Annotated in this window: 26 protein-coding genes and 1 riboswitch; of the genes, 16 read left to right on the forward strand and 10 right to left on the reverse strand. The window is 39.2% G+C overall.

Annotated features, from left to right (window positions below; translation table 11 throughout):
- The first annotated feature begins 61 nt into the window (after positions 1-61).
- The 9 genes from AB3N04_RS14795 to ytkD all read left to right on the forward strand — a co-directional run bounded on the left by AB3N04_RS14795 (position 62) and on the right by ytkD (position 7,664).
- Positions 62-1,027 (forward strand): 2-hydroxyacid dehydrogenase, encoded by a 966-nt coding sequence (locus tag AB3N04_RS14795; protein WP_368506065.1) that lies wholly within the window; start codon positions 62-64, stop codon positions 1,025-1,027.
- Between the two features lie 162 nt (positions 1,028-1,189).
- Entirely contained in the window at positions 1,190-2,365 is a 1,176-nt protein-coding gene (locus AB3N04_RS14800; RefSeq protein ID WP_368503473.1) for a MalY/PatB family protein, read from the forward strand.
- Positions 2,366-2,394: 29 nt separating this feature from the next.
- On the forward strand, positions 2,395-2,556 hold the full coding sequence (sda, locus tag AB3N04_RS14805; protein WP_317123518.1) for a sporulation histidine kinase inhibitor Sda: 162 nt from the start codon (positions 2,395-2,397) through the stop codon (positions 2,554-2,556).
- A gap of 162 nt (positions 2,557-2,718) precedes the next feature.
- Positions 2,719-2,865 carry a hypothetical protein gene (locus AB3N04_RS14810; RefSeq protein ID WP_368503474.1) on the forward strand — a complete coding sequence of 49 codons (147 nt, stop codon included), beginning with the start codon at positions 2,719-2,721 and terminating at the stop codon, positions 2,863-2,865.
- A 252-nt stretch (positions 2,866-3,117) separates the two neighbouring features.
- Positions 3,118-3,837 (forward strand): dethiobiotin synthase, encoded by a 720-nt coding sequence (gene bioD / locus AB3N04_RS14815; RefSeq protein ID WP_368503475.1) that lies wholly within the window; start codon positions 3,118-3,120, stop codon positions 3,835-3,837.
- Positions 3,806-5,164, forward strand: coding sequence for an adenosylmethionine--8-amino-7-oxononanoate transaminase (gene bioA / locus AB3N04_RS14820; protein ID WP_368503476.1), 1,359 nt, complete (start codon positions 3,806-3,808; stop codon positions 5,162-5,164). Before bioD ends, bioA begins: the two co-directional genes overlap by 32 nt.
- A gap of 119 nt (positions 5,165-5,283) precedes the next feature.
- A complete protein-coding gene (locus tag AB3N04_RS14825) occupies positions 5,284-5,775 on the forward strand; it encodes a YwpF-like family protein (protein ID WP_368503477.1) in 492 nt (163 codons plus the stop codon).
- A gap of 138 nt (positions 5,776-5,913) precedes the next feature.
- Positions 5,914-7,122 (forward strand): MFS transporter, encoded by a 1,209-nt coding sequence (locus tag AB3N04_RS14830; RefSeq protein ID WP_368503478.1) that lies wholly within the window; start codon positions 5,914-5,916, stop codon positions 7,120-7,122.
- Positions 7,123-7,190: 68 nt separating this feature from the next.
- Entirely contained in the window at positions 7,191-7,664 is a 474-nt protein-coding gene (gene ytkD / locus AB3N04_RS14835) for an RNA deprotection pyrophosphohydrolase (RefSeq protein ID WP_368503479.1), read from the forward strand.
- Between the two features lie 20 nt (positions 7,665-7,684).
- On the opposite strand, the gene AB3N04_RS14840 is transcribed toward ytkD, so the two are convergent.
- Genes AB3N04_RS14840 through AB3N04_RS14850 form a run of 3 tightly spaced genes read right to left on the reverse strand, consistent with a single transcriptional unit; the run spans position 7,685 to position 10,254 of the window.
- Positions 7,685-8,485, reverse strand: a complete 801-nt coding sequence (locus AB3N04_RS14840) for an ABC transporter permease (protein ID WP_368503480.1) — start codon at positions 8,483-8,485, stop codon at positions 7,685-7,687.
- Complete coding sequence (locus AB3N04_RS14845) at positions 8,466-9,242, reverse strand: ABC transporter ATP-binding protein (protein WP_368503482.1); 777 nt, start codon at positions 9,240-9,242, stop codon at positions 8,466-8,468. The genes AB3N04_RS14840 and AB3N04_RS14845 overlap by 20 nt, the downstream gene beginning before the upstream one ends.
- 13 nt (positions 9,243-9,255) lie before the next feature.
- Entirely contained in the window at positions 9,256-10,254 is a 999-nt protein-coding gene (locus AB3N04_RS14850) for an ABC transporter substrate-binding protein (protein ID WP_368503483.1), read from the reverse strand.
- Between the two features lie 176 nt (positions 10,255-10,430).
- Here AB3N04_RS14850 and AB3N04_RS14855 point away from each other — a divergent pair, with 176 nt between their 5' ends.
- Complete coding sequence (locus tag AB3N04_RS14855) at positions 10,431-11,219, forward strand: alpha/beta hydrolase family protein (protein WP_368503484.1); 789 nt, start codon at positions 10,431-10,433, stop codon at positions 11,217-11,219.
- A gap of 78 nt (positions 11,220-11,297) precedes the next feature.
- Positions 11,298-11,591, forward strand: a complete 294-nt coding sequence (locus AB3N04_RS14860) for an MTH1187 family thiamine-binding protein (protein WP_368503485.1) — start codon at positions 11,298-11,300, stop codon at positions 11,589-11,591.
- A gap of 72 nt (positions 11,592-11,663) precedes the next feature.
- Here AB3N04_RS14860 and pckA read toward each other — a convergent pair whose 3' ends face one another.
- Positions 11,664-13,250, reverse strand: coding sequence for a phosphoenolpyruvate carboxykinase (ATP) (gene pckA, locus AB3N04_RS14865; RefSeq protein WP_368503486.1), 1,587 nt, complete (start codon positions 13,248-13,250; stop codon positions 11,664-11,666).
- Between the two features lie 466 nt (positions 13,251-13,716).
- Positions 13,717-13,829, forward strand: a riboswitch (SAM riboswitch).
- Between the two features lie 157 nt (positions 13,830-13,986).
- Here pckA and metK point away from each other — a divergent pair.
- Both metK and AB3N04_RS14875 read left to right on the forward strand, forming a co-directional pair.
- Positions 13,987-15,192, forward strand: coding sequence for a methionine adenosyltransferase (gene metK, locus AB3N04_RS14870; RefSeq protein ID WP_368503487.1), 1,206 nt, complete (start codon positions 13,987-13,989; stop codon positions 15,190-15,192).
- 159 nt (positions 15,193-15,351) lie between these two features.
- Positions 15,352-15,504: a DUF1540 domain-containing protein gene (locus AB3N04_RS14875; RefSeq protein WP_082153769.1), complete on the forward strand. Its 153-nt coding sequence runs from the start codon at positions 15,352-15,354 to the stop codon at positions 15,502-15,504.
- 119 nt (positions 15,505-15,623) lie between these two features.
- Here AB3N04_RS14875 and AB3N04_RS14880 read toward each other — a convergent pair whose 3' ends face one another.
- The 4 genes from AB3N04_RS14880 to AB3N04_RS14895 form a co-directional block, all read right to left on the reverse strand.
- Entirely contained in the window at positions 15,624-15,962 is a 339-nt protein-coding gene (locus AB3N04_RS14880; protein ID WP_368503488.1) for a hypothetical protein, read from the reverse strand.
- A 91-nt stretch (positions 15,963-16,053) separates the two neighbouring features.
- Positions 16,054-17,205: a glycosyltransferase family 4 protein gene (locus AB3N04_RS14885; protein WP_368503490.1), complete on the reverse strand. Its 1,152-nt coding sequence runs from the start codon at positions 17,203-17,205 to the stop codon at positions 16,054-16,056.
- Between the two features lie 48 nt (positions 17,206-17,253).
- Positions 17,254-17,619, reverse strand: a complete 366-nt coding sequence (locus AB3N04_RS14890; RefSeq protein WP_368503491.1) for a phosphatase PAP2 family protein — start codon at positions 17,617-17,619, stop codon at positions 17,254-17,256.
- Positions 17,620-17,968: 349 nt separating this feature from the next.
- Positions 17,969-18,487 carry a gamma carbonic anhydrase family protein gene (locus tag AB3N04_RS14895; RefSeq protein WP_368503492.1) on the reverse strand — a complete coding sequence of 173 codons (519 nt, stop codon included), beginning with the start codon at positions 18,485-18,487 and terminating at the stop codon, positions 17,969-17,971.
- A gap of 115 nt (positions 18,488-18,602) precedes the next feature.
- On the opposite strand from AB3N04_RS14895, the gene AB3N04_RS14900 reads away from it, so the two are divergent.
- From AB3N04_RS14900 to AB3N04_RS14910, 3 genes are all read left to right on the forward strand, one after another.
- Positions 18,603-19,385, forward strand: coding sequence for a lysophospholipase (locus tag AB3N04_RS14900; protein ID WP_368503493.1), 783 nt, complete (start codon positions 18,603-18,605; stop codon positions 19,383-19,385).
- Between the two features lie 157 nt (positions 19,386-19,542).
- The gene (locus tag AB3N04_RS14905; RefSeq protein ID WP_368503494.1) at positions 19,543-20,595 is read left to right on the forward strand and encodes a tetraprenyl-beta-curcumene synthase family protein; all 1,053 of its coding nucleotides are present in this window, start codon (positions 19,543-19,545) and stop codon (positions 20,593-20,595) included.
- 60 nt (positions 20,596-20,655) lie between these two features.
- Positions 20,656-21,504 (forward strand): SDR family oxidoreductase, encoded by an 849-nt coding sequence (locus AB3N04_RS14910; RefSeq protein WP_368503495.1) that lies wholly within the window; start codon positions 20,656-20,658, stop codon positions 21,502-21,504.
- A 43-nt stretch (positions 21,505-21,547) separates the two neighbouring features.
- Here AB3N04_RS14910 and AB3N04_RS14915 read toward each other — a convergent pair whose 3' ends face one another.
- Both AB3N04_RS14915 and AB3N04_RS14920 read right to left on the reverse strand, forming a co-directional pair.
- Positions 21,548-22,114, reverse strand: coding sequence for a beta-class carbonic anhydrase (locus tag AB3N04_RS14915; protein ID WP_368503496.1), 567 nt, complete (start codon positions 22,112-22,114; stop codon positions 21,548-21,550).
- A 136-nt stretch (positions 22,115-22,250) separates the two neighbouring features.
- Positions 22,251-22,823: a class I SAM-dependent methyltransferase gene (locus AB3N04_RS14920; RefSeq protein WP_368503497.1), complete on the reverse strand. Its 573-nt coding sequence runs from the start codon at positions 22,821-22,823 to the stop codon at positions 22,251-22,253.
- Position 22,824 lies beyond the last annotated feature (1 nt).

Genomic DNA, 22,824 nt, shown 5'->3' on the forward strand with positions numbered 1-22,824 from the left:
AGGAATTCGTCAAGTTAAGTAGAAAGAAATAGGTTAGAGAGAGAAAGGAGTGGAAATGAAAATGAAAGTTGTCGTAACGAGGAAATTACCTGATTCTATATTGCATCAGTTAAGAGAAGAACATGAGGTAATGATGTGGAAGCATGAGAATGAAGTGATGCCACGAGACCTTTTATTAGAAGAAGTAAAGGATGCGGATGCTCTGCTGACTAATTTAACAGATGATATTAATGTAGAATTGTACGAGCATGCCCCAAATTTAAAAGTGGTTAGCACGATGGCGGTAGGGTATGACAATATTGATATAGAAGAAGCTAGAAAACGAGGGATTAAAGTTGGTCATACTCCAGGAGTTTTAACGGATGCGACCGCTGATTTAACATTTGCTTTAATCCTTGCTTGCGGCAGAGGATTGGTCGGGGCAATGGATGTGATTCGTAAGGACGAATGGAAGAGCTGGGGGCCTTTTTATTTAACGGGACCAGAAGTTTCCGGTGCCACGATTGGGATCATTGGTATGGGGCGTATTGGCGAAGCGGTAGCAAAGAGAGCTGCAGGCTTTTCAATGAACATCCTTTATCATAATCGTTCTCGAAAGAAAGAGGCTGAGGCTACTCTTGGCGCAACTTATGTATCAATGGAGGAGTTGCTTCAGAAATCTGATTATGTCGTTTTACTTGCACCCTCAACGCCAGAAACGAATAAAATGATTGGTCGTGAACAATTCGATCAGATGAAAAAGACGGCTATCTTTATTAATACTTCTCGTGGAACAAATGTTGATGAAGAGGCGCTTTATGATGTGCTGAGTAATCAGCAGATATACGCTGCAGGTTTAGATGTGTTTGAGCAAGAGCCGATCTCAGCTAATCATCCTCTTATGAGTTTATCGAACGTAACAGCGCTTCCTCATATAGGTAGTGCGGCAATCGATACGAGAATGAAAATGGCTCAAATGGCAGCCGATCATATTGTCGAAGGATTAGCAGGAAGAAATTTAAGTCATGAAGTGAAAAGAAAAGGTTGATAAAGGTAAGGAAGTATAAAGTAGGTCTTACGCCTTAAATTTCATAATAATGATTGTTTTTGTAGAATGAAAAGGAAATAAGCCTATTTATATTGAATAGTAGGTAGTGGTGTCTATTTAGGCACCTTTTTGATTGGTTTTAACGGAAGGAGAAGGATTGTTTTGAGTAATGAATTAGAATTTGTAGTAGACCGACTAGGAACGGACTCGATGAAATGGGATATGACTGAGGCTCGCTTTGGAGCTAGAGATGTCATACCACTTTGGGTTGCTGATATGGATATTAAAGCGCCAAGGCCTGTCATAGACGTATTAAAAGAGAAAGCAGAACATGGTGTATTTGGTTATTCAGCTCCTTCTTCTAAAGTAGATGAAGCAATATGTGAATGGTTGAAGAAGCGATATGAGTGGGAAGTGAACAGTGAGACTTTCATTTACACATCAGGGATCGTACCAACGATCAGTCACATGATACAAGCTTTTACCGAACCAGGAGATGAAGTTATCATTCAAACGCCGGTATATTACCCTTTTTATGATGTGGTAGAAAAGAATAATCGTGTGATCTTGAAAAATCCGTTAAAACGGAACGACCGTCAATATGAAATGGACCTTGCTCAACTAGAATCCTTAATTACAGATAAGACTAAAATTTTATTGCTTTCCCACCCACATAACCCAGTAGGAAGAGTGTGGAGAAGGGATGAACTTGAGAAGCTAGCAAAATTGTGTCAAAAGCATGATTTGCTTGTCATCTCTGATGAAATCCATGCAGATCTTCTTTTTGATGGTCAGACGCATATTCCAATTGCATCAATCAATGAAGATATGGCAATGCGTACGTTGACTTGTCTTGCTCCAAGTAAAACGTTTAATTTAGCTGGCATTCAAGCTTCTTATGCAGTCGTTTTTGATCCGAAGAAAAGATTAAAACTAAAACAGTTTATTCAATCCACGTTCAGCTCTATTAATATTTTTGCTCAAGCTGCAACAGAGGCTGCTTATCGTCACGGGGAGGGATGGCTAGAGGAATTAATGAACTATATACAAGCCAATTATCAATTTGTAGAAGATTATTTAGGGGAACATATGCCTAAGATTAAGCCAGTTAAACCTGAAGGGACATACCTTTTATGGCTTGATTGCGAACAACTTGATATGCCTGCTAAAGAGAGAAATCAATGGTTCCTACATGAAGCAAGAGTGGCTTTCAATCATGGTCCGATCTTCGGAGAGGAAGGAGAGCATTTTGAACGAATGAATTTAGCTTGTTCTAGAGACACCTTAGCAAAAGCACTAGATCGTATGAAGCAAGCGTATGATAAAAAAGGTTTATAAATAGAATGAAAAGAGGTTGCTGAGGGTAAATGGAACAAATCCGTAATGATATCTTAATTGATGCTTATTTAAAAGCGATGGACTTAGAGTTGGATTCTGAATTTTTAGAGTTGCTTTACCAAGAACTCACATCTAGACATTTACATGAACGTGTCCCATCTCCTACAAAGAATATGATAAAAATTAGCTAATGAATTTTAATTAATTGATGCAGGATTTTGAATATTCAGATAGAATGAATAATATGAAGAGCATAATGTAGAGCATGTATGAATAGACTAGGGTTATGTTACACAATAATGGGTCAAGCTTTCCCCTTTTATTGGAGTTTTACGCAAAGGAGACATTTACACATGGCACTTGAAAAATGGTATGAAGAGCTCTTAGTAGAATGTAAATGTAAGCTTGGTAGAGAATTGACTGAAAAAGAGGTAGAACTCTTAGGTTGGATTAAAGATAAACAAATGGAAACTGTTTATCAGCAAGTAAAGACCTCATAAATACTAAGGTGACCAAACCCTAAAAATAAGACCTCTCGCCATAGCGGGAGGTTTCTTTTTAAGTTGTGACGACTCTTTTACGCGAGTCTTTTTTCCATTACGAGCTAACCTCATTTAAAACTTTATAGAATCATTCACCGACAATTAATTGTAAACTTAAAAATAAAAAAAGTTAACAATATTGTCTAATTGTATTGATTATTGCGTTAATTAATGTTAATTTTTAGAAAAGTATGACTGGGAGGCGGAAGAATGGCAGGGATTTTTATAACAGGCACAGATACAGAAGTCGGCAAAACGGTAGCAACAGCCTATGTGATTCATGCATTAAGGGAAGCTGGGATAGATGCTGTAGGTTATAAACCGATTCAAACAGGGGTCCGTACCGATCAACCTGATGTTGAGTTCTATCAAGAGGTGGCAGGAACAGAAGCAACCGCCCCGACTACGTATACATATAATGAACCTTGCTCTCCGCATTTAGCAGCAAAACAAGAGCAATCAAGCATCTGTCTAGATGAAATCTTGAGACAGGTAGAAATGTTAGAAAAAAAGCATCAGTATGTTGTGATTGAAGGAGCGGGAGGATTAGTCGTTCCTTTAGATACTAGTGGGGTTACTTTAACGACTCTTGTTCAAAAACTAGGCTTTGCGATTTTAGTTGTCGCCAAGTCAAAAGTTGGCGTTTTGAATCACGCAGCCCTCACGATTCAGTATGCAAAAAGTAAAGGGGTAAAGGTAGCTGGGTTGCTTTTGAACGAGTGCTCAGTCAAACCAGATTTTGTAGAAAAAGATAACATTAAAATGCTCCAGGAGATGAACCAAGTACCTATTGTATCAATGATTCCTAAGTTAGAAGAACCACTTGCGGACAATGTACGAAAGTACTCAAAAATGAGCTCGACTGATTCATTATTAAAAGCTTGTGAGGTGGAAAGAGATGCAAAAAGAAATGCTTATTCAAAAAAGTAAAGAACTACTCTGGCTTCCCTTTACTCAAATGCAAGATTATGAAGCTGATCCTCTAGTAATTGAAAAAGGTGAAGGCGTTATGCTTTATGATACAGAGGGGAAAAGCTATTATGATGGATACTCTTCTTTATGGTTAAATGTTCACGGACACAAGAAAAAAGAGTTAGATGATGCCATTAAAGCTCAACTTGATAAAGTCGCACATACGACACTTCTTGGAGCAGCGAACCGCCCAGCGATTGAGTTAGCGGAGAGACTTGTTCAGCTAACACCAGAAAAATTGAAAAGGGTTTTCTATTCAGATAGCGGAGCAGAAGCTGTGGAAATAGGCTTGAAGATTGCTTTCCAATATTGGCGCAACAAAGGGTTTCATGAAAAAACAAAATTTGTCACTGTGACGAACGGTTATCACGGGGACACAGTTGGGGCAATCAGCGTAGGGGCTGTTGATATTTTTCACACTACGTATAAGCCGTTAATGTTTGATAGTTACAAAATACCTTTTCCAACGATCTATCGAAATGAATTGGTGGACCACAAGGAAATCCGTGATCAATCTCTGGACGAACTTGAGAAAGTTCTAAGTGGAAATGGACAAGAAATCGCAGCGGTTATCATGGAAGGCATGGTCCAGGGAGCTGGCGGCATGCACATTATGCCCGAAGGATATTTAAAAGGAGTCGAACGACTTTGTAAAGAGTATGATGTGCTTTTAATCGTTGATGAGGTAGCAACTGGCTTTGGCAGAACAGGTAAGATGTTTGCTGTTGAGCATGAAGAGGTAGAGCCAGATATTATGATGATTGCCAAAGGAATAACTGGAGGCTATTTACCGATTGCTGCAACGATGACAACGGAGAAGATCTACGATGCATTTTACGCAGACTACACGGAGTTAAAAACTTTTTTTCATGGGCATTCCTATACAGGTAATCAATTAGGGTGTGCTGTAGCACTCGCTAATTTAGATATTTTTGAGAAGGATGATGTAATAGAAGATGTCGAAAAGAAGGCGGCTTTTGTCAGAGGACAATTAACCTCGTTAAAGTCGCTTCCGCATGTCGGGGATATAAGGCAACTTGGATTAATGATCGGAATAGAACTTGTAGCAGACAAACAATTGAAGCAACCGTTCCCTTGGACAGAGCGCGTTGGTTACCAGACTACTCTTAAAATGAGAGAGCTTGGGATGCTATCACGCCCACTAGGAGATACAATTGTTTTTATGCCACCATATGCTAGTAGTTATGAAGATCTAAAAGCAATGATCGCTATCATGGAACAAGCAATTATGGAAGTGACAAGCAAGCTGGGTGTTTCAATTTAAAGAATTTTAAACGTGACGGAGGGATCAAATAGATCCCCCTGTTTTTTTGTTGTGATATACTTAAATGAATATCAACTCAATAGGATCATTAGCTTTCAATATGGATGGAGGATGATAAAATGAAGACGTTTAAATTGTATTCGTTATGCGTATTAGAGGGCAAAGAAGGTTCGATCAAACAACGTGCAATCCCACTTAAAGATGGACTGATTATTAACATGGAAAATGAAGACCGTACATGGCATATCGATGCTGTTACAGACTCAACTCATAAACCCTATTTTGAAAAGGTGAAGGAAGAAGAGGGACATTTACTAGTCGATGCCATTATCACCTCAAAAAACAACCATCCAGCTACAATGGTAACTAAAGTTATTACGATTACGGAATTATCAGATGGGATCAGTGTATTACTTGAAGCGAAATTGGTTTTACAGAAAGATGAAGTGATTGAAGATGTGATTGAAGATCTTGTAGCAGAAGGGCTATCTGGCGAAGAGTTAGTGAATGAATTTAAAGAACGGAAAAATAATTTAGCTGCACATTCAGAAAAGACCTTAGAAGAAGTGTATGCTTCATTACAACAAAGCGGCCAATATCAATTAAGATAAAAAGTACGGAGAAGCCTGATCAAAGAAGTTATTGATCAGGCTTTTTCTATCGTTTATCTATCTGCTCTAGGTGCATACTTTCTTTAGTGAAACTCATACTAACTGTAACGTTTGTTAGATGAGGAGAGAGGAATCAGTATGGAAGATAAGAAAAAGTGGGATTTATTATCAATTGCTTCAATTCCGCTTGTGATGACTTTAGGAAATTCGATGCTTATTCCAGTATTACCCATTATTGAACGTGAGCTATCGATTAGTTCATTTCAAGCAAGTTTGTTGATAACGATTTATTCAGTTGTTGCGATTTTATGCATTCCTGTAGCAGGGTATATATCTGATCAAATTGGTCGAAAACGGGTGATCATACCTAGTTTAATTATTGCAGCCATAGGTGGTTTATTAGCTGGATTTGCATCTTGGCAAATAGAATCTCCTTATTGGTTGATCATGGTAGGAAGACTACTTCAAGGAATAGGGGCTGCAGGAGCTTCTCCTATTGTTTTACCTCTGGTAGGTGATTTATATAAAGATGAACAGGAAGTTAGTAAAGGTCTTGGTGTAATCGAGACATCTAATACATTCGGTAAAGTGTTAAGCCCAATTGTTGGGGCTTTTTTAGCTTCTCTTATTTGGTACTTACCTTTTCTTGCATTTCCTGTTTTTTGTCTGATCTCTATTATTATGATTATTTTTCTTGTGGAATCACCACCAATGAACAAGGTCCCGCTTGCTGGAAAGGAATTCTTTCGATCATTAAAAGTGATCTTTAAACGTGAAGGACCTTGGCTCTATGCGGTATTTGTCATTGGAGCTATATGTATGTTTATTTTATTTGGGGTGCTTTTTTATCTATCGACTATGCTTGAGGAGCAGTATCAGATAGAAGGAGTGAAAAAAGGCGTTATTCTAGCCATTCCTTTAGCTGCACTCTGTGTAGCTTCCCTTTCTGCTGGAAAGATTATTGGTCAGGAGAAATGGTTGATGAAAAGAATGACGTTAACAGGTATTAGTTTATTAACGGTCTCCATGTTAGCTCTTTCCTTTTCAGATGATATATATTTTCTGTTATCAGCTTTATTAAGCAGCGGAGTTGGTATAGGAATTGCTCTACCTAGTTTAGATGCGCTCGTGACTGAGGGGATTCAAATGGAACAACGTGGTTCAGTCACCTCTCTTTATAGCAGTATGCGTTTTGTAGGTGTTGCAGCGGGACCACCCGTTTTTGCTATATTAATGGATGTGACTCATTTTGCGCTCTTTTTGCTGCAAGCTGGAATCGGTGCTGTTGGAATTGGCATAGCCATTCTTTTTATTCGACCTGATAAAGGAAGTAAGCCGACGTGGTAAAATAGTTGGTTTGTTGAGGAAAACGACGTATACTTCTAACTATGTAAAGGGAAAGAAGGGGTCGTTGTATGCAGCAGTTTTATGATCAATTCGGATGCATGGTTAGACTAGCTTTAGATGAGACACCATTTTCTCAAAATCCTAAACATGTATGGGTCATTTGTAGATACAAAGAGCAATGGTTAGTGACAAAGCATAAAAAAAGAGGGCTTGAATTCCCTGGTGGAAAAGTTGAATGTAATGAAACGCCCATTGCTGCAGCATATCGTGAAGTGATGGAAGAGACGGGTGGGGTGATTGGAGATATACGATTGATTGGGCAATATGAAGTAACAACCGAAAACGAACTTATTTACAAAAATATCTATTTCGCCACTATTTCTTCACTTATCAAGAAAGACACTTATTTAGAAACTGAGGGACCTATCACTCTTGAAGCTCTACCTGCTCACATTAAAGAGGATAAACGTTTTAGTTTTATCATGAAAGACGAGGTTTTAGTCTATTGCTTAGAATATATGAAAGAGGAGCAACTAGTCTAATCGTTGCTCCTCTTTTATGATTAAAAATGTTTGACCAGTCTACGTTCTAACCACTCTACTGCTTTATACATAATCGTTGCAAACACTGCAATAACAAACAGACTCATCAAAACCAAAGTGAAATTAAATACTTGGAATCCGTAGATAATGAGGTATCCAAGACCTTGTTTTGATACAAGGAATTCTCCCACAATAACACCGACCCAGGCAAGACCGACATTTACTTTCAGTGTCGAAATGATTGTAGGTATGCTTGCAGGCAGAATAACCGATTGAAAAGTCTGCCGTTTTGAAGCTTGAAATGTTTGCATCACTTTAATATAGTTTGGATCGACTTCCCGAAAGGACGTGTAGACTACCATTGTCGTAATAATGACGGAAATTAAAGCCCCCATTGCGATAATAGATGTGAAGCCAGGTCCGAGTCCTACAATGAGCAGTGGCCCAAGAGCGACTTTAGGCATTGAATTTAAAATGACGAGATAAGGATCGAGTACTTTTGAGGTGAAAGGAGACCACCAAAGGATCGCAGCGAGAATGGTTCCAACCAAAGTACCGATGATAAAACCTAGTATCGTTTCAAATAAAGTTACTGAGGTATGAGTGAATAAACTGCCATCTGATACCCTTGTTATAAGCAAGTGGAAGATTCGTGATGGCATACTAAACAGTAGTTGATCAATCCAGCCACTTCTAGCAGCAAACTCCCATAGTCCGAAAAAGGAGAGCAAGATACTAAGTTGGACAGCGAATACATATCGTTTTTCTTTTTTTAAAGACCGTAGATAGTTTTGGTGAAGATCATGTTGAGTTGGCTTCAAGATTCTCCAACTCCTTCCATATCTCATTAAATAATTCGGTATAAGATGGAAGCTGCCTTGCTTCAAATGGCAAGCCCTCTCTTATTTCTTTTGGGACGTCGAATATTTTAGCGATCCGACCAGGTCTTGCAGACAATAACAACACTCGGTCAGACATTGCAATGGCCTCTCCAATATCATGAGTCACGAGAATCGCTGTTTTTTGTTTTTCTTTTAAAATAGTGGCAACTAAATCTTCGAGCTTTAACTTTGTTTGGTAATCTAGGGCGGAAAAGGGTTCATCAAGCAGGAGGAGAGATGGATTAGTAGCAAGCATCCGAACAAGGGCGACTCGTTGTCTCATTCCACCTGAAAGTTGACTTGGATAATGGGTGAGCTTATCAGTTAAGCCAACTTGCTCTAATAACGATTTTGCCTGCTCAATCGAATCTTTAGAATCTGCTCCTAGTATCTTTTGTCCTAAGCTTATATTGGCTTCTATTGATAGCCAAGGGAATAGATAATCTTGCTGAAGCATATACCCAATATTGGCATGCTTACTCGTAGTGGGGACACCGTTTAACGTGATCTTTCCAGTAGTAGGACTCAAAATCCCAGCTACTAAGGAAAGTAGAGTCGTTTTTCCGCTACCACTAGGGCCAAGAATGGAAATGAATTCTCCATCCTTGACTGTGAAGCTAATATCAACAAGGGCCGAAGTGGCTTCTTTTTTGGATACATAGGTGAGAGAGACATCATCTACTAGTAAATCAGCCATTTGCCTCACTTCCTTATTTTAATATTGACTCAGCAACTGATGTATTCACTAATGCCTCGTAGTCAACGTATTGAGGCAGTTCACCGGAATCATCCATGATGGTTTGTAAATTGTCCCAAGCACCAGGAGATAATAGTGGATCTGTTGCATAAGAGCCTTGTTCTTTATAGCGTTCGACTACTTGAGTTACAACATCAACGGGGGTATCTTCAAAGAAAGTGACAATCGATGCGGCAATGATCTCAGGGGGTTGCTCATCAACCCACTGTTGACCTTTATATAAAGCTCGCGTAAAGCGTTCCATCGTTTCCGTGTCATTTTTTAACGTGCTTTCTTTTGCCATGAAAACGGTATATGGGACTTCACCAGACTCTTCTCCGAAAGATGCTACAATGTGGCCAAGTCCTTCATTTTCAAACAATGTAGCTTGAGGTTCAAATAGTTGTACATAATCACCAGTGCCAGAAGCAAAAGCACTAGCGATGTTGCCAAAATCAATGTTTTGAATTAGTTTTAAATCTTTATGCGGATCAATCCCGTGTTGACGTAATACATGCTCCCCTACCATTTGAGGCATGCCACCTTTACGCTGGCCAAGGAAGGTACTCCCATTTAGGTTATTCCAACGAAACTCATCAGTCGGTGTGCGAGATACTAGAAACGTTCCATCTGTTTGAGTGAGGGCAGCAAAGTTAATAACAGGATTGGATGCATTTTGAGCATAGACATAAATCGAGGTTTCTGCCCCAACAAGTGCGATATCTGCTCCGTCGGATAATAAAGTAGTCATCGTTTTATCGCCACCCCAGGCCGTCGTTAATTCAAGCTCAATTCCTTCCTCTGAAAAATAGCCTTGAGCCATTGCTGCATAGAGAGGGGCGTAAAAAATAGATCGAGTCACTTCAGCCACTCGTACCGTCTCTTGATCGTCATTACCAAAAGAACAGCCAAGAGGAGCGAGTAACAAGATCATAGAAAGTGGGAGAAGTAACCACCTTTTTAGCTGTTTCATTGCTTTTCAACTCCTTAAAAATAGGTTTCTTTCCACATTGTATGTTTGTGAAGTGAAATGTGTGTTTGCCTATGAAGAAGTAAAAGCTAAAGGAATTATGGGTGATCACTAGCCCTCAGATAACACATTTTGGTATGCTGTCGGTACAAATAGTGGCTAAAGAGAAGAGGTATATGATGCAAAATCGAATAATTCATAAACAAAAAATTCCTTCGCCTCATCCTGCAATAGAATTGTTTCTGATCACTTATTGGAGCGAGGGATTAAAGGTGAAAGGTTATTTAGCTGAACCGGTTAGCTCACACCCTCTTCCTGGTCTTGTTTACTTAAGAGGTGGGATTAAAAATGTTGGTATGGTTCGGATTCAACGGCTCATTCAATGGGCCTCAGAAGGTTTTGTGGTAATCGCTCCTTTCTATAGAGGCAATAAAGGGGGGGAAGGGCAAGAGGATTTTGCGGGTCGTGATAGGGAGGATGCGAATACAGCATGTGAGATCTTACTCCAACATCCTTCTGTGAATCCAAAGAGTGTGCACGTACTTGGATTTTCAAGAGGTGGGGTAATGGCATTGCTTGTTGCTCTAAAGCATAAAGAAGTCGCTTCTCTTATAAGTTGGAATGGGGTAACGGATATGTTCCTAACGTATGAGGAACGTGTTGATTTACGAAGAATGATGAAAAGAGTCATTGGGGGAACGCCTAATAAATTTCCAGACCGCTATCGATTTAGGACTCCGCTTGATCAATTATGTTCTATACAATCCTCTGTCCTAATCATTCACGGTGCTAAGGATCAACATGTATCAATTGAGCATGCTTATCGACTTGAGAGAGCTCTAATAGAACAAAGCAAGGATGTCCATACATGGTATTACTCTACATACGATCACCACTTCCCGCCGAAAAGGCAACAACAAATTCTTCAACAGGCTGCACAATGGATGAAACAACAAGTGAGAGAATAACGGACGTTTATACATGTTTAATTATTTTCAAAACGGTTAGAGATACATATACGATAAAAGATGGAAGGGTGAGAAAGAATGGCGACTGTAACAGCTGGATTTCAAGTTTTACCAAATGGAAAAGACATGAAAACGGATGGAGTGATTCCGAAAATTGTAGAAGTCGTTCAAAATTCTGGACTCGCTTATCATGTAGGTCCGATGGAAACAGTTATTGAGGGTGATATTGATGATGTGCTAAGTGTCATTAAAACCGCTCAACAAGTCGGGATTGATGAAGGAGCTCAAGAAGTCTTAACAAACATTAAGCTTCATTACCGTGAAGATGGTGTATCGATTAAAGAAAAATTAACCCATGTAGAAGAAGGGTAAAAAATAGAAAAAGCCAAGTCGTGTAAGGCGACTTGGCTTTTTCGTGGGAAAGGTATGATTAATGAAGAAAAATTATAGGGTTGGACCTGCTTGTTTAATATCGTCACTTACGTTAGAGAACTTTTTGAAGTTCTCTTGGAAATCAGCAGCTAGTTGCTTTGCTTTTTCATCATAAGCAGCTTTATCATTCCATGTATCACGTGGGTGTAATACTTCATCAGGTACACCTGGGCAGTGTAGTGGAACATGAAGACCAAAGATAGGGTCTACCGATGTTTCAGCTTGACGAAGCTCACCTTGTAATGCAGCTTGGATCATCGCACGTGTGTATGGTAAGTTCATTCGTTTACCAACACCGTACTCGCCACCTGACCAGCCAGTGTTTACTAAGAATACTTGAACATCATGCTGAGAAATTTTCTCTCCTAGCATTTCTGCATAGCGTGCTGCAGGAAGTGGAAGGAAAGGAGCGCCAAAGCATGTTGAGAATGTTGCTTCTGGTGAAGTAATACCACGCTCAGTTCCTGCTAGCTTACTTGTGTAACCTGATAGGAAATGGTACATAGCTTGTTCTTTTGTCAGTTTACTGATAGGAGGCAATACGCCAAAGGCATCAGCAGTTAAGAAGATAATGGTATTTGGATGTCCGGCAACACTTGGCGTAAGCGCATTTGGAATAGCTTCAAGCGGATATGCTGCGCGTGTGTTTTCTGTTAACACGGTATTATCAAAATCAGGTAATGCTGTTTTTTCATCAACGACAACGTTTTCAAGAACGGAGCCAAAACGAATCGCATTCCAAATTTGTGGTTCTTTTTCTTCTGAAAGGTTGATGCATTTTGCATAGCAACCACCCTCAATATTAAATACGCCATTAGAAGACCAACCGTGCTCATCATCCCCGATAAGGTAACGGTTTGGGTCTGCAGATAGAGTCGTTTTTCCTGTACCTGATAAACCGAAGAATAAAGCGACATCGCCTTCTTGACCTGTATTAGCTGAGCAGTGCATAGAAAGAACATTTTGTTCAGGAAGCAAGAAGTTCATCACTGAGAAGATTGATTTTTTCATTTCACCAGCATACTCAGTTCCTCCAATTAATACGATGCGTTCTTCAAAAGAAACAATAATAAATGTTTCAGAACGAGTACCATCTACTTCAGGGTTTGCTTTAAATGTAGGTGCTGAAACAATGGTGAAGTCTGCAATTGTTTCTTGCTCTAATTCTTCATTTGTAGGTCGAATAAATAATTGTCTAGCAAATGCTTGATGCCAAGCAAATTCGTTTACAACTTTTAAAGATAAACGATAGCTTTTATCTGCACCTGCATAACCCTTGGAAACAAACAATTCTTCTTTTGTTCCTAAATGATCTAGAACTTTTTTATATAACTTTGTAAATACATCCTTCTCAATTGGTTGGTTAACAGGTCCCCAAGCAATTTTGTCAGCTACACTTGGTTCGTTGACAATGAACTTATCTTTTGGTGAACGTCCTGTGTACGTACCGGTTGCTACACTTAATGCACCAGCAGCAGTCAAGCTACCCTCTTTACGCATAAGTGATTTCTCAACTAAAGCAGAGATCGGTAAGTCATGATGTGCGTGCTCACTATTCAATAATTGGTCAAGTTCTGATGTAAGGCTTAAAGTAGTCATTGTCGCAAAACCCTTTCCTATTTAAAATAAATATCTTTAATTTGTATGTGTCATCTCGTCTATGTGAATTAGTATAACACATTATATCTATTAGTCTATACTAATGTGAAAGTTTTTTTGAAAATGATGCAATGAACCAAATTGTATTGATTACTTACTTTGTTAGAACAGCATAGAGAAAGGGTTTATAGGTGGGTAATTCACCTAGTGTTCAGGCTCATGAGTGATTACCCATGTATACGAAAGAAGAATGATGTAAAGAAAAAGTCTGAACGAACCCCATAATAATAGAAGAAAAAGGTTTTGTCTGTTGGTGCTTTTTTGAGAAATAATGTAGATGGTTAGTTTGATTAGTATAACCTATTATCAACATAAGAAGATGCTGCTAAAAGTACGAATATTAGTGAATTTAGCAGTGTTGTTGACATAGCTTTATATGTACGTTATGATATGTCGCGAACGGATACTCTTATCCAGAGTAGGTGGAGGGACAGGCCCGAAGAAACCCAGCAACCAACACTCACGCCATTCGAGTGAAAAGGTGCTAACCTGCAAGGCAGCTGCCTTGAACGATAAGAGGCGAAAGGTAAACATATCAACCCTTTTCCTCGTCGGAATAGGGTTTTCTACGTTTATATACGTCTTAAACCGTTTTATCACCAATTGGATGAGGAACGAGTGCCGTCTCAAATCATTCGCATATAATAATGGTTATGTGCATAGGAGGAATTTGAACATGGTAGAAAAGAAAAGTCGTCATTTATTTACTTCAGAATCAGTAACAGAAGGTCATCCGGATAAAATCAGTGATCAAATCTCTGATGCGATTCTTGATGATATCTTATCTAAAGATCCAAATGCACGTGTTGCTTGTGAAACATCAGTAACAACTGGTCTTGTATTAGTTGCTGGTGAAATTACTACAAGTACGTATGTTGACATTCCTAAGGTTGTTCGTGAAACAATTAAAGGAATTGGTTATACTCGTGCGAAGTATGGTTTCGATGCGGAGACTTGTGCAGTATTAACATCAATCGATGAACAGTCAGCAGATATCGCAGCAGGTGTTGACCAAGCACTAGAAGCTCGTGAAGGACAAATGACGGATGCAGAGATTGAATCGATTGGTGCTGGTGACCAAGGTTTAATGTTTGGTTATGCTAATAATGAAACAAAAGAACTTATGCCTTTACCAATCTCATTAAGTCACAAATTAGCACGTCGTTTAACGGAAGTTCGTAAAGAAGAGATCCTTCCTTACTTACGCCCTGATGGTAAAACACAAGTAACGGTTGAATACGATGAAGATGGAGTACCAGCTCGTATTGATACGATCGTTATCTCAACTCAGCACCACCCAGAAGTGACACTTGAGCAAATTCAACGTAACTTAAAAGAGTATGTCATTAATCCAGTCGTACCTGCTGAACTAATTGACGAGAACACTAAATACTTTATCAACCCAACAGGTCGTTTCGTAATCGGTGGACCTCAAGGAGATGCTGGTCTTACAGGACGTAAAATCATTGTTGATACGTATGGTGGTTATGCTCGTCATGGTGGCGGAGCTTTTTCTGGTAAGGATGCTACAAAAGTAGACCGCTCTGGTGCTTATGCAGCTCGTTATGTAGCGAAAAACATCGTTGCGGCTGGACTAGCTGACAAGTGTGAAGTACAACTTGCTTACGCTATCGGAGTAGCGCAACCTGTATCGATTTCAATTGATACATTTGGAACTGGAAAAGTATCTGAAGAGACACTTGTTTCACTTGTTCGTGATAACTTTGATCTGCGCCCAGCTGGAATTATTAAAATGCTTGACCTACGTCGTCCAATTTATAAGCAAACTGCTGCTTATGGTCACTTTGGTCGTACAGATATCGAGCTTCCATGGGAGCAAACAGATAAAGCTAACACGCTTAAAGAGCAGGCTGGCCTATAATTAAATAATACGTAAGAAGCAAAGCGCAATTTCTCCGTAGAGAAATTGTGCTTTTTGTTTACATCTTTTAATTAGGGGTAAATGAGAGGTAGACACACTTCTTGGTATGCTTTTCATCAAAAAAGACCAGACTAAGCATTAAGAGGGAGGTGGACTATTATGGCACAAGATGTATTATGTGAAGTGAATAATTGTGTGCATTGGGCACATGGTAACCAATGTGAAGCAGATAAGATTTATGTAATCAGCCATAAAGGAAAACAAGCAGATCGACAAGAAGAAACAGATTGCAAAACATTTGAACCAAGTTAAGAGTATAAAAAGAGGGCATTAAGGTGCCTTCTTTTTATACTCTTAGTATTGAGAATGAGAATTGATATTATTCATAAAACGAAAAAAGTACCTGATTTGAGGCAGGTACTTTTTTTGGCCTATACGCATTGAAATGAAGAGATTCTTCTTAAGTCGATTCCGAAATTTACCCAACGGAAGGACCACCATCTATATCCAGCCACTGAGTTCCTGCCAACAAAAGTAGGGAAGAACCAAAAAGAGTCACCGTTCGTTAACCGAATAAATGTAAACCGAAATAAACAACGATTAATGGCTCCTGGATCAACCGCAAAAGCTTGCGGTCCAGATGGAGCGGGTGGAATCATCTGTGGCGGTGGTCCAAGTGGCGCTTGTCGATCTAAGGGTGTTTCATATTCGTTTATTGTCATTGGGTAATAGTGGTTTGGATCATAATGGTGTGGATCATATTGAAACATATCGTCACTCCTCATCCAAGAAGATAGGTTTTTACTGAATTTTCTAATACCCTATGCAGCTGCCTAGAATAAGTGCAACAATGCTTAGTATTTAAGCTAGGTATTTCGTACGGTGCCGGCTGTTGCTTGCTTTTTCATATTCAGAAAGTAGTCGATCGAATATCGCTTCCCATGACTGTGTTTTGGCATAGGCTCTTGCCTCTAGATTCATGTGCAGACGTTTTGTAGGCTGTGTTAATAATTCGGTGATTGCATTTACAAATGAGAGCGAATTACCAGCTTCACAAATCATGCCTGTTTGACGGTGACGGACGATCTCTTTTACGCCACCTTTATTAGCTACAATAGCAGGAGTGCCTGAAGCAAGGGCTTCGAGTACTACATTTCCAAATGTTTCGGTTTGAGAAGGAAAAATAAAGAGGTCAGCAAGTGCATAAATAGCTGCTAGTGCTTCGCCGTTTAAATACCCGGTAAAAGTTACATGGTCACCAGTGAATTCATCCTTCATTTCACGAAGCATGGGACCATCTCCGACATAAATCCAATGAATCTGAGCTCGTAACTCACTAGGTAACTGGCGCATAATCTTTTTTAAGGTTGCAAGGTCTTTCTCTGGAGCCATGCGACCAACATAAAGGAGAATGTATTTTCTCTCTATCGAATAAATGTCATATAAGAAACCTTCTTTTTTCGATGGTTGAAATTGGTGACAATCCACACCGCGACTCCAGATATCGAGCCGATTAAGTCCTTTCTTAATGAGGTGATCTCTCGTTTCTACAGAGGGAACAAAGACTTTTTGGCAACTACCATAGAACCAACGTAAGTATGACCACATCACTTCTGTTAAGAAAGTGAGCTTATAATAATGAAGATAATAATCAAAATGTGTATGATAAGAGCCAATTAAAGGAATGTGATGGTTTTTACTATAATGAAGACCTGATAGCCCGACATTAAATGGAGTAGTGACGTGAATGACTGTGGGTGCAAAAGCAGAGAGCTCTTTTTTCATTTTTAACGGGTTGGGCCAGGCGATACGACATTCTGGGTATAAGAAAAAAGGATAGCTTGTAAAAGAATGAATGTTACTTCTAAAGTGGTCTCCTCGTTCTATGTGATCAGGTACAAATAAATGATAATTGATATTGCGGCTTTCCAAATGAGTGACTAACCTAGTTAACGTTCTGGCAACTCCATTAACTTGTGGACTATAAGTATCTGAAAACAATGCGAGATTCATAAAACATTCCTCCCGAATATGAAGTGTTCTACCGCTTATTCCATTTACTTAAGCTCCAACTAGCAGTCTGACAGTGATCATGCAAATCGCTCCTGTAATAAATCCAAGAAGAGCACCAATTAAAACATCAGACGGATAATGTAACCCTAAGCTAATGCGAGAAATTCCAACGATTATAGCAATTGAAAGCAGGAAGATAGCATAGCTAGGAAATAAAAACATAAAAGGTGTACAAAGAGAAAAGATAGCAGTTGTATGACCAGATGGGAAAGAATGATCTTTTAATGGATTAGAAATCACATTAGATTCATTCACTGTAAGGTAAGGTCTAAATCTCGGAAGGTAGTGTTTCATTAATCTTACAATTATATGACTCGTGATTAAGGAAATTATTGCAGCCCATGTCGTGGTCAAGACGGTTCCCTTCGATAAAAAAAGAAGGACCAACAGTGAGAGCACTGTCATAGGTGCACTGCCAAGATGAGTAATTACATGCATTGGCATCATCCACTTGTGGTGTTTGTTTACTAGATGAAAAAGATGAATATCAGTTTCGTATAATCTGGACTTGCTGATTATCATGTACATCACCTCTAGTTCTTTTCTCTAGTGTAGGGGAGAATTGTTGAGGGAGTATCAAGTGTAGTTTAAAAATTTGTGTAGGTTATTTAATGAGTCTTAATGAATAATGACAACGAACGGTTCTTTTCGCTAGTTGACGACAAAAACAGTCTTCAAAAAGGCTCGAAGACTGTTCAATCGTTTATTTTTCAATTTTTACTTGTTTGTAATGTTGGCCTTTTTCCACATATTCACGTCTGATTCTTGCCATATCCTTTAAGTCTTCTTCCGTCAATTCACGAACTACTTTAGCAGGACGTCCAAAAGCAAGAGTATTTGGTGGGATCTTCTTCCCTTGAGGAACAAGGCTACCTGCACCAATAAATGCACCCTCGCCAATCTCAGCTCCGTCAAGAATGATCGAGCCCATTCCAATTAAAGCTTTTTTTCGAATGGTACAACTATGTAGAAGTACCTGATGCCCAACAGTAACATCATCCTCAATAATAAGAGGGTACTTGGGGCTTTGGTGGAGCATGGATTGATCTTGTATGTTCACTCGCTCCCCAATGACGGTAGGGGAAACATCACCACGAATAACGCTTTGAAACCAAATGCTGCTAAACGCTCCAATCGTCACATCGCCTGTAATTGTGACGTAATCTGCGATGAAAGCACTTTCGTCAATTTTGGGCCATTTTCCTTCATATGGATAAATCATTTTTCACACATCCTTTTGATTTTGTCAAAAAACCGCTATACTAATTTTAACGTAAATTTCGATCAGCGTGCTAAGAAATATAAAATGCATCCTTTGAGCAAGGGGGAACTCAGTTATGTGGAAGTGGGAAATTTCAGAGCCGCGTGGTGTAGTGGTAATGATACATGGAGCAGGGGAACATCATGGTCGTTATATGTGGCTTGCGAAAAAGTGGAATGAACATGGCTTTGATGTCATCATGGGAGATCTTCCAGGTCAAGGTAAGACTCGTGGCAAACGTGGTCACGTTCAATCATTTAACCAATATTTAGATGCAGTTGAAGAGTGGCTCACAGAGGCTAGAAAAAAAGATTTACCGATTGTGTTATTTGGCCATAGTATGGGTGGGTTGGTAAGTGTAAGGGCATTAATGGAGCGGAGTCATGCCCATATTGTGGCAGTCATTTTATCATCTCCTTGCTTAGGTTTGAGTCGTCCACCAGCTAAGACGAAAGCTCTCGCAACAAAACTTATCCATCGCTTTGCCCCAACTTTTAGTGCGAGCTCAGGGCTGCGTACTGAGCATTGCACACGTAACGAAGAAGTAAGAGAAGCTTATCTTAAAGACGAACTGCGAGTCACTCGGGTGAGTGCAAGGTGGTATCAAGAGCTAACAAAAGCGATGCATCTTGCTAATCGTTACCCTGAGAAAATGCCTAATATTCCTATTTTAGTGATGCAGTCTGGAGAAGACTATATTGTCGATCAATTAGCAGTAAGAGATTGGTTTGATCATTTACTTCTTACTGAAAAGCATTATAAGGAATGGGAAGGGCTTTATCATGAAATTTTTAATGAACCTGAAAGAGATGAGGTCTTTCGTTACGCGATTGGCTTTGTTAATATTTTACTTCCATAGCAGGAAAGCAGGAGCGAAAAGAAAAGCTATTAACCTAATGGTAGCTTTTCTTTTTTTTAAGGTTGTCCTTAGTTAGACACGACCGATTTATTGTTGCTAGCTCCTATTTATGCTAATGTACTAGTTATGGAAAAGTGAATGGAGGAGAACACTTCAGATGAAAGTCCCTACAAAGCCAATTCCGATTTTAATGAATATTTACCGTGATGTAATCCCAACTGTGAATCGTTATTTTAATCAATGGATTGAGAAAGCCAAGACTATTCCAGACGATGAATTACGTGCTCAAGCCCTAGATGCTCTTAGCAGAAAAAAGTTCCACTGCGAAGGTGGAGGGGTTTATGGATTAGTCGCACGAGATCGTTTTGACGAATTAATTCAATTCATTATCGCCTACCAAATTATGTGTGATTACTTAGATAATTTATGTGATCAAAGTGATTCTCTTGATCCAAAAGACTTTCGAGCTCTACATAATGCACTACTGACAGCCCTCACCCCAGGAGCGCAGCTTGAGAACAATTATGAGTTTCGTAATGAGCAAGAAGATGGTGGCTATTTACATGCTTTAATTGAGACATGTCAACAAATACTAGTAACATTTCCATCCTTTAAAACGATGCAGCCAGCAATGCTAGAGCTAAGTGGCTATTACGGCGATCTTCAAGTGTACAAGCATGTGAAAAAAGAAGATCGAATCCCGATGCTTGAAGCTTGGTTTGAGAAACATCGTCATCAAATGCCGGAGATGACGTGGTATGAATTCTCAGCTTGCACAGCTTCTACTTTAGGAGTATATACACTTGCTACTTACTCAACAAAACCAGATATGACCCAAGAAATGGCCGAGACATTGAAAGCGGGCTACTTCCCTTGGGTACAAGGCGTGCATATTTTGCTTGATTATTTCATAGATCAAGAAGAAGACATTGCTGATGATGAGTTGAATTTTTTGTTTTATTATGAGAGTGAAGAAGAAATGATTGAGCGTTTTCGCTATTTTGTCAAAAAGGCTGAAGAAAGTCTTTCTACTTTACCAGACCCGAAATTCCACCGCATGATCTATCAAGGGATTATCGCGATTTATATTGCGGATGAGAAAGTTCAGGGTAATAAAGAAATGAAGAAAAAATCAAAGAGAATGATTCAAGCCGGAGGGCTCCCAACACTTATCTTTTATTTAAATAGTTGGGTCTTTAGAAGAAGCTAGATCCATTAGCTGCAGTGAGATACACCTTACTGCGGCTTTTTTATTTAAAGGGGGATAAAAGTGATAATAGAAGAGAAGAAAATTGTACTCATTACAGGGACTAACAGTGGCTTTGGACTTTTAGCTACACTAGAGTTAGCTAAGAGAGGGTATCAAGTTGTTGCAACAATGAGAGACATGTCAAAAAAAGACTTGTTAATAGAACGTGCTAAGCAATTGAATATAGTGCAATCTATAGATGTGGTCAAATTAAATGTTACGTCTGAAGATCAAATTTATGAAGTGAAAAAACATATAGAAGAGCAATACGGTAGGCTTGATGTATTAATAAATAATGCAGGATATAGTGTAGGAGGAATGACCGAACAGTTAGAGATTAGTCAGTGGAAGGAGCAGCTTGATACGAATGTATTCGGAGTTGTAGCCATCACCAAAGCATGTTTGCCTTTGTTAAGAAGAACTCAGGCGTCAAAAATAATTAACCTTGGTAGCATTAGTGGTCGCATCGGATTTCCTGGATTAGCTCCCTATGTCACATCTAAATTTGCCTTAAGTGGATTTAGTGAATCGCTTCGGTTAGAATTACTCCCATTTAATATATCAGTCAGTCTAATTGAAGCAGGTTCATTTAAAACAAATATTTGGGACAAAGGGCTTGCTGGAGTTCAATCACATAGAAATGATGAGTACGGACCATTTCTGAAAAAAATATACGAAGAAGCAGAGCAAACGGCTAAAAGTGCAGCTGATCCAGAGGAAGTCATTAAGCTTATGGTGAAAATAAGTGAAGCTAAGAAACCGAAATTCCGTTATCAAGTAGGCAAGGGCGTTAAGAAATTACTCTTTATTAAAAGTGTCTTACCTTGGTTTGTGATTGAATGGTTTGTGAAAAGAAGGTTGATGAAGTGAAAAAATCCCACTCTAGCCTAATGACTAGCAGTGGGATTCATGATTATAAGTGTTCGTATCCGTTAACGACTAAATCAAGCTTGCCAGTATCAGGGCAAATGACAAGGCCGTGTACAGGGATTTTTCGAACAAAGAGTGGGTGGTTGTTAATAACATCCACACTATGAGCAACATTATCTTCTACTTTCTCAAATCCCGTTAAAAAGCCTTTTACATCAATACCTGAATACTCGAGCATCTCAACTACATCTAAGTCTAAGCCTCGTTCTTGTGCTTTTTCCAAAATCCCATCTGATTCAAGCCCAGCCATCCCACATCCGTGATGGCCTACAACGAGAACTTCGTCAGCTTGTAACTCGTATACAGCGACCAAAATACTTCTCATAATGCTTCCAAACGGGTGAGAGATAACAGCACCGGCATTTCGAATGATCTTAGCATCGCCGTTTTTTAAGTCCATCGCATTGTGAAGTAGTTCAACAAGACGAGTGTCCATGCAAGTTAAGATAACCAGTTTTTTATCTGGAAATTTCGTTGTTTGAAATTGTTCATATTGCTTCGTATCAACAAACGATTTGTTATAGTCTAAAATAGAATCAAGAATAGCCACGTAAGAACACTCCTTTTTCTGTCTCGAAATAATAGGTTGATCAATCAAACTTCTTGTTGCGTGAGAAGGGATTTATTTTAGTAAATAGAATGGATCTCCTTCTATTAGTTATCACGAAATCATAAGAATTGTCAATCTATCTCTTTTCAATAGCGACAACAAATGGTGGGTGATTTGCTTGATTAATGAATGAATAATTCAGCACATGTGCCTTCTTTTGATCTAGATTTTCTACATAATGGAGGAGGTGATCCCGTTCCACTGCTCCTTCTGTGTGACCGTGGTAGATAACAAGAACTATGACTCCTTCTTTTGGCATGAGTTCTAAAAGGCCTTCGATTGCTTGGATCGTTGTATCTGATTTCGTAACAATCGACTTATCTCCACCAGGTAAGTACCCTAAATTAAAAATGGCGCCCTTTACCCGTTTGTGCTGATCAGAAGGAATAATGGTGGCAATATGTTGATGTCCGCTTTGTGTCAGAGTGACACGGCTTGAGACCTCTGCCTCATCTAATCGTGCCCTCGTATTGAGGATGGCAGTCTCTTGGACATCGACACTATAAACATGACCATTTTCTCTCACTAACTTTGCTAGAAATAGAGTGTCGTGACCATTACCAGCTGTGCAATCAACAGCAATATCCCCAGGAGAAATACTGCGCTCAAGTAAAAATCTAGCAAACGGAAGAACTCCTAACAGTTTCATC

It is taken from the genome of Alkalihalophilus sp. As8PL, from assembly GCF_040939795.1.
Lineage (GTDB): Bacteria > Bacillota > Bacilli > Bacillales > Bacillaceae_D > Alkalihalophilus > Alkalihalophilus lindianensis.

Bases quoted from the DNA above. Each gene is read 5' to 3' on its own strand.
- AB3N04_RS14795 (WP_368506065.1), top strand. From the start codon at position 62: ATGAAAGTTGTCGTAACGAGGAAATTACCTGATTCTATATTGCATCAG.
- sda (WP_317123518.1), top strand. From the start codon at position 2,395: ATGGAACAAATCCGTAATGATATCTTAATTGATGCTTATTTAAAAGCG.
- AB3N04_RS14810 (WP_368503474.1), top strand. From the start codon at position 2,719: ATGGCACTTGAAAAATGGTATGAAGAGCTCTTAGTAGAATGTAAATGT.
- bioD (WP_368503475.1), top strand. From the start codon at position 3,118: ATGGCAGGGATTTTTATAACAGGCACAGATACAGAAGTCGGCAAAACG.
- bioA (WP_368503476.1), top strand. From the start codon at position 3,806: ATGCAAAAAGAAATGCTTATTCAAAAAAGTAAAGAACTACTCTGGCTT.
- AB3N04_RS14825 (WP_368503477.1), top strand. From the start codon at position 5,284: ATGAAGACGTTTAAATTGTATTCGTTATGCGTATTAGAGGGCAAAGAA.
- AB3N04_RS14830 (WP_368503478.1), top strand. From the start codon at position 5,914: ATGGAAGATAAGAAAAAGTGGGATTTATTATCAATTGCTTCAATTCCG.
- ytkD (WP_368503479.1), top strand. From the start codon at position 7,191: ATGCAGCAGTTTTATGATCAATTCGGATGCATGGTTAGACTAGCTTTA.
- AB3N04_RS14845 (WP_368503482.1), bottom strand. From the start codon at position 9,242: ATGGCTGATTTACTAGTAGATGATGTCTCTCTCACCTATGTATCCAAA.
- AB3N04_RS14850 (WP_368503483.1), bottom strand. From the start codon at position 10,254: ATGAAACAGCTAAAAAGGTGGTTACTTCTCCCACTTTCTATGATCTTG.
- AB3N04_RS14855 (WP_368503484.1), top strand. From the start codon at position 10,431: ATGCAAAATCGAATAATTCATAAACAAAAAATTCCTTCGCCTCATCCT.
- AB3N04_RS14860 (WP_368503485.1), top strand. From the start codon at position 11,298: ATGGCGACTGTAACAGCTGGATTTCAAGTTTTACCAAATGGAAAAGAC.
- pckA (WP_368503486.1), bottom strand. From the start codon at position 13,250: ATGACTACTTTAAGCCTTACATCAGAACTTGACCAATTATTGAATAGT.
- metK (WP_368503487.1), top strand. From the start codon at position 13,987: ATGGTAGAAAAGAAAAGTCGTCATTTATTTACTTCAGAATCAGTAACA.
- AB3N04_RS14875 (WP_082153769.1), top strand. From the start codon at position 15,352: ATGGCACAAGATGTATTATGTGAAGTGAATAATTGTGTGCATTGGGCA.
- AB3N04_RS14880 (WP_368503488.1), bottom strand. From the start codon at position 15,962: ATGTTTCAATATGATCCACACCATTATGATCCAAACCACTATTACCCA.
- AB3N04_RS14885 (WP_368503490.1), bottom strand. From the start codon at position 17,205: ATGAATCTCGCATTGTTTTCAGATACTTATAGTCCACAAGTTAATGGA.
- AB3N04_RS14895 (WP_368503492.1), bottom strand. From the start codon at position 18,487: ATGATTTATCCATATGAAGGAAAATGGCCCAAAATTGACGAAAGTGCT.
- AB3N04_RS14900 (WP_368503493.1), top strand. From the start codon at position 18,603: ATGTGGAAGTGGGAAATTTCAGAGCCGCGTGGTGTAGTGGTAATGATA.
- AB3N04_RS14905 (WP_368503494.1), top strand. From the start codon at position 19,543: ATGAAAGTCCCTACAAAGCCAATTCCGATTTTAATGAATATTTACCGT.
- AB3N04_RS14920 (WP_368503497.1), bottom strand. From the start codon at position 22,823: ATGAAACTGTTAGGAGTTCTTCCGTTTGCTAGATTTTTACTTGAGCGC.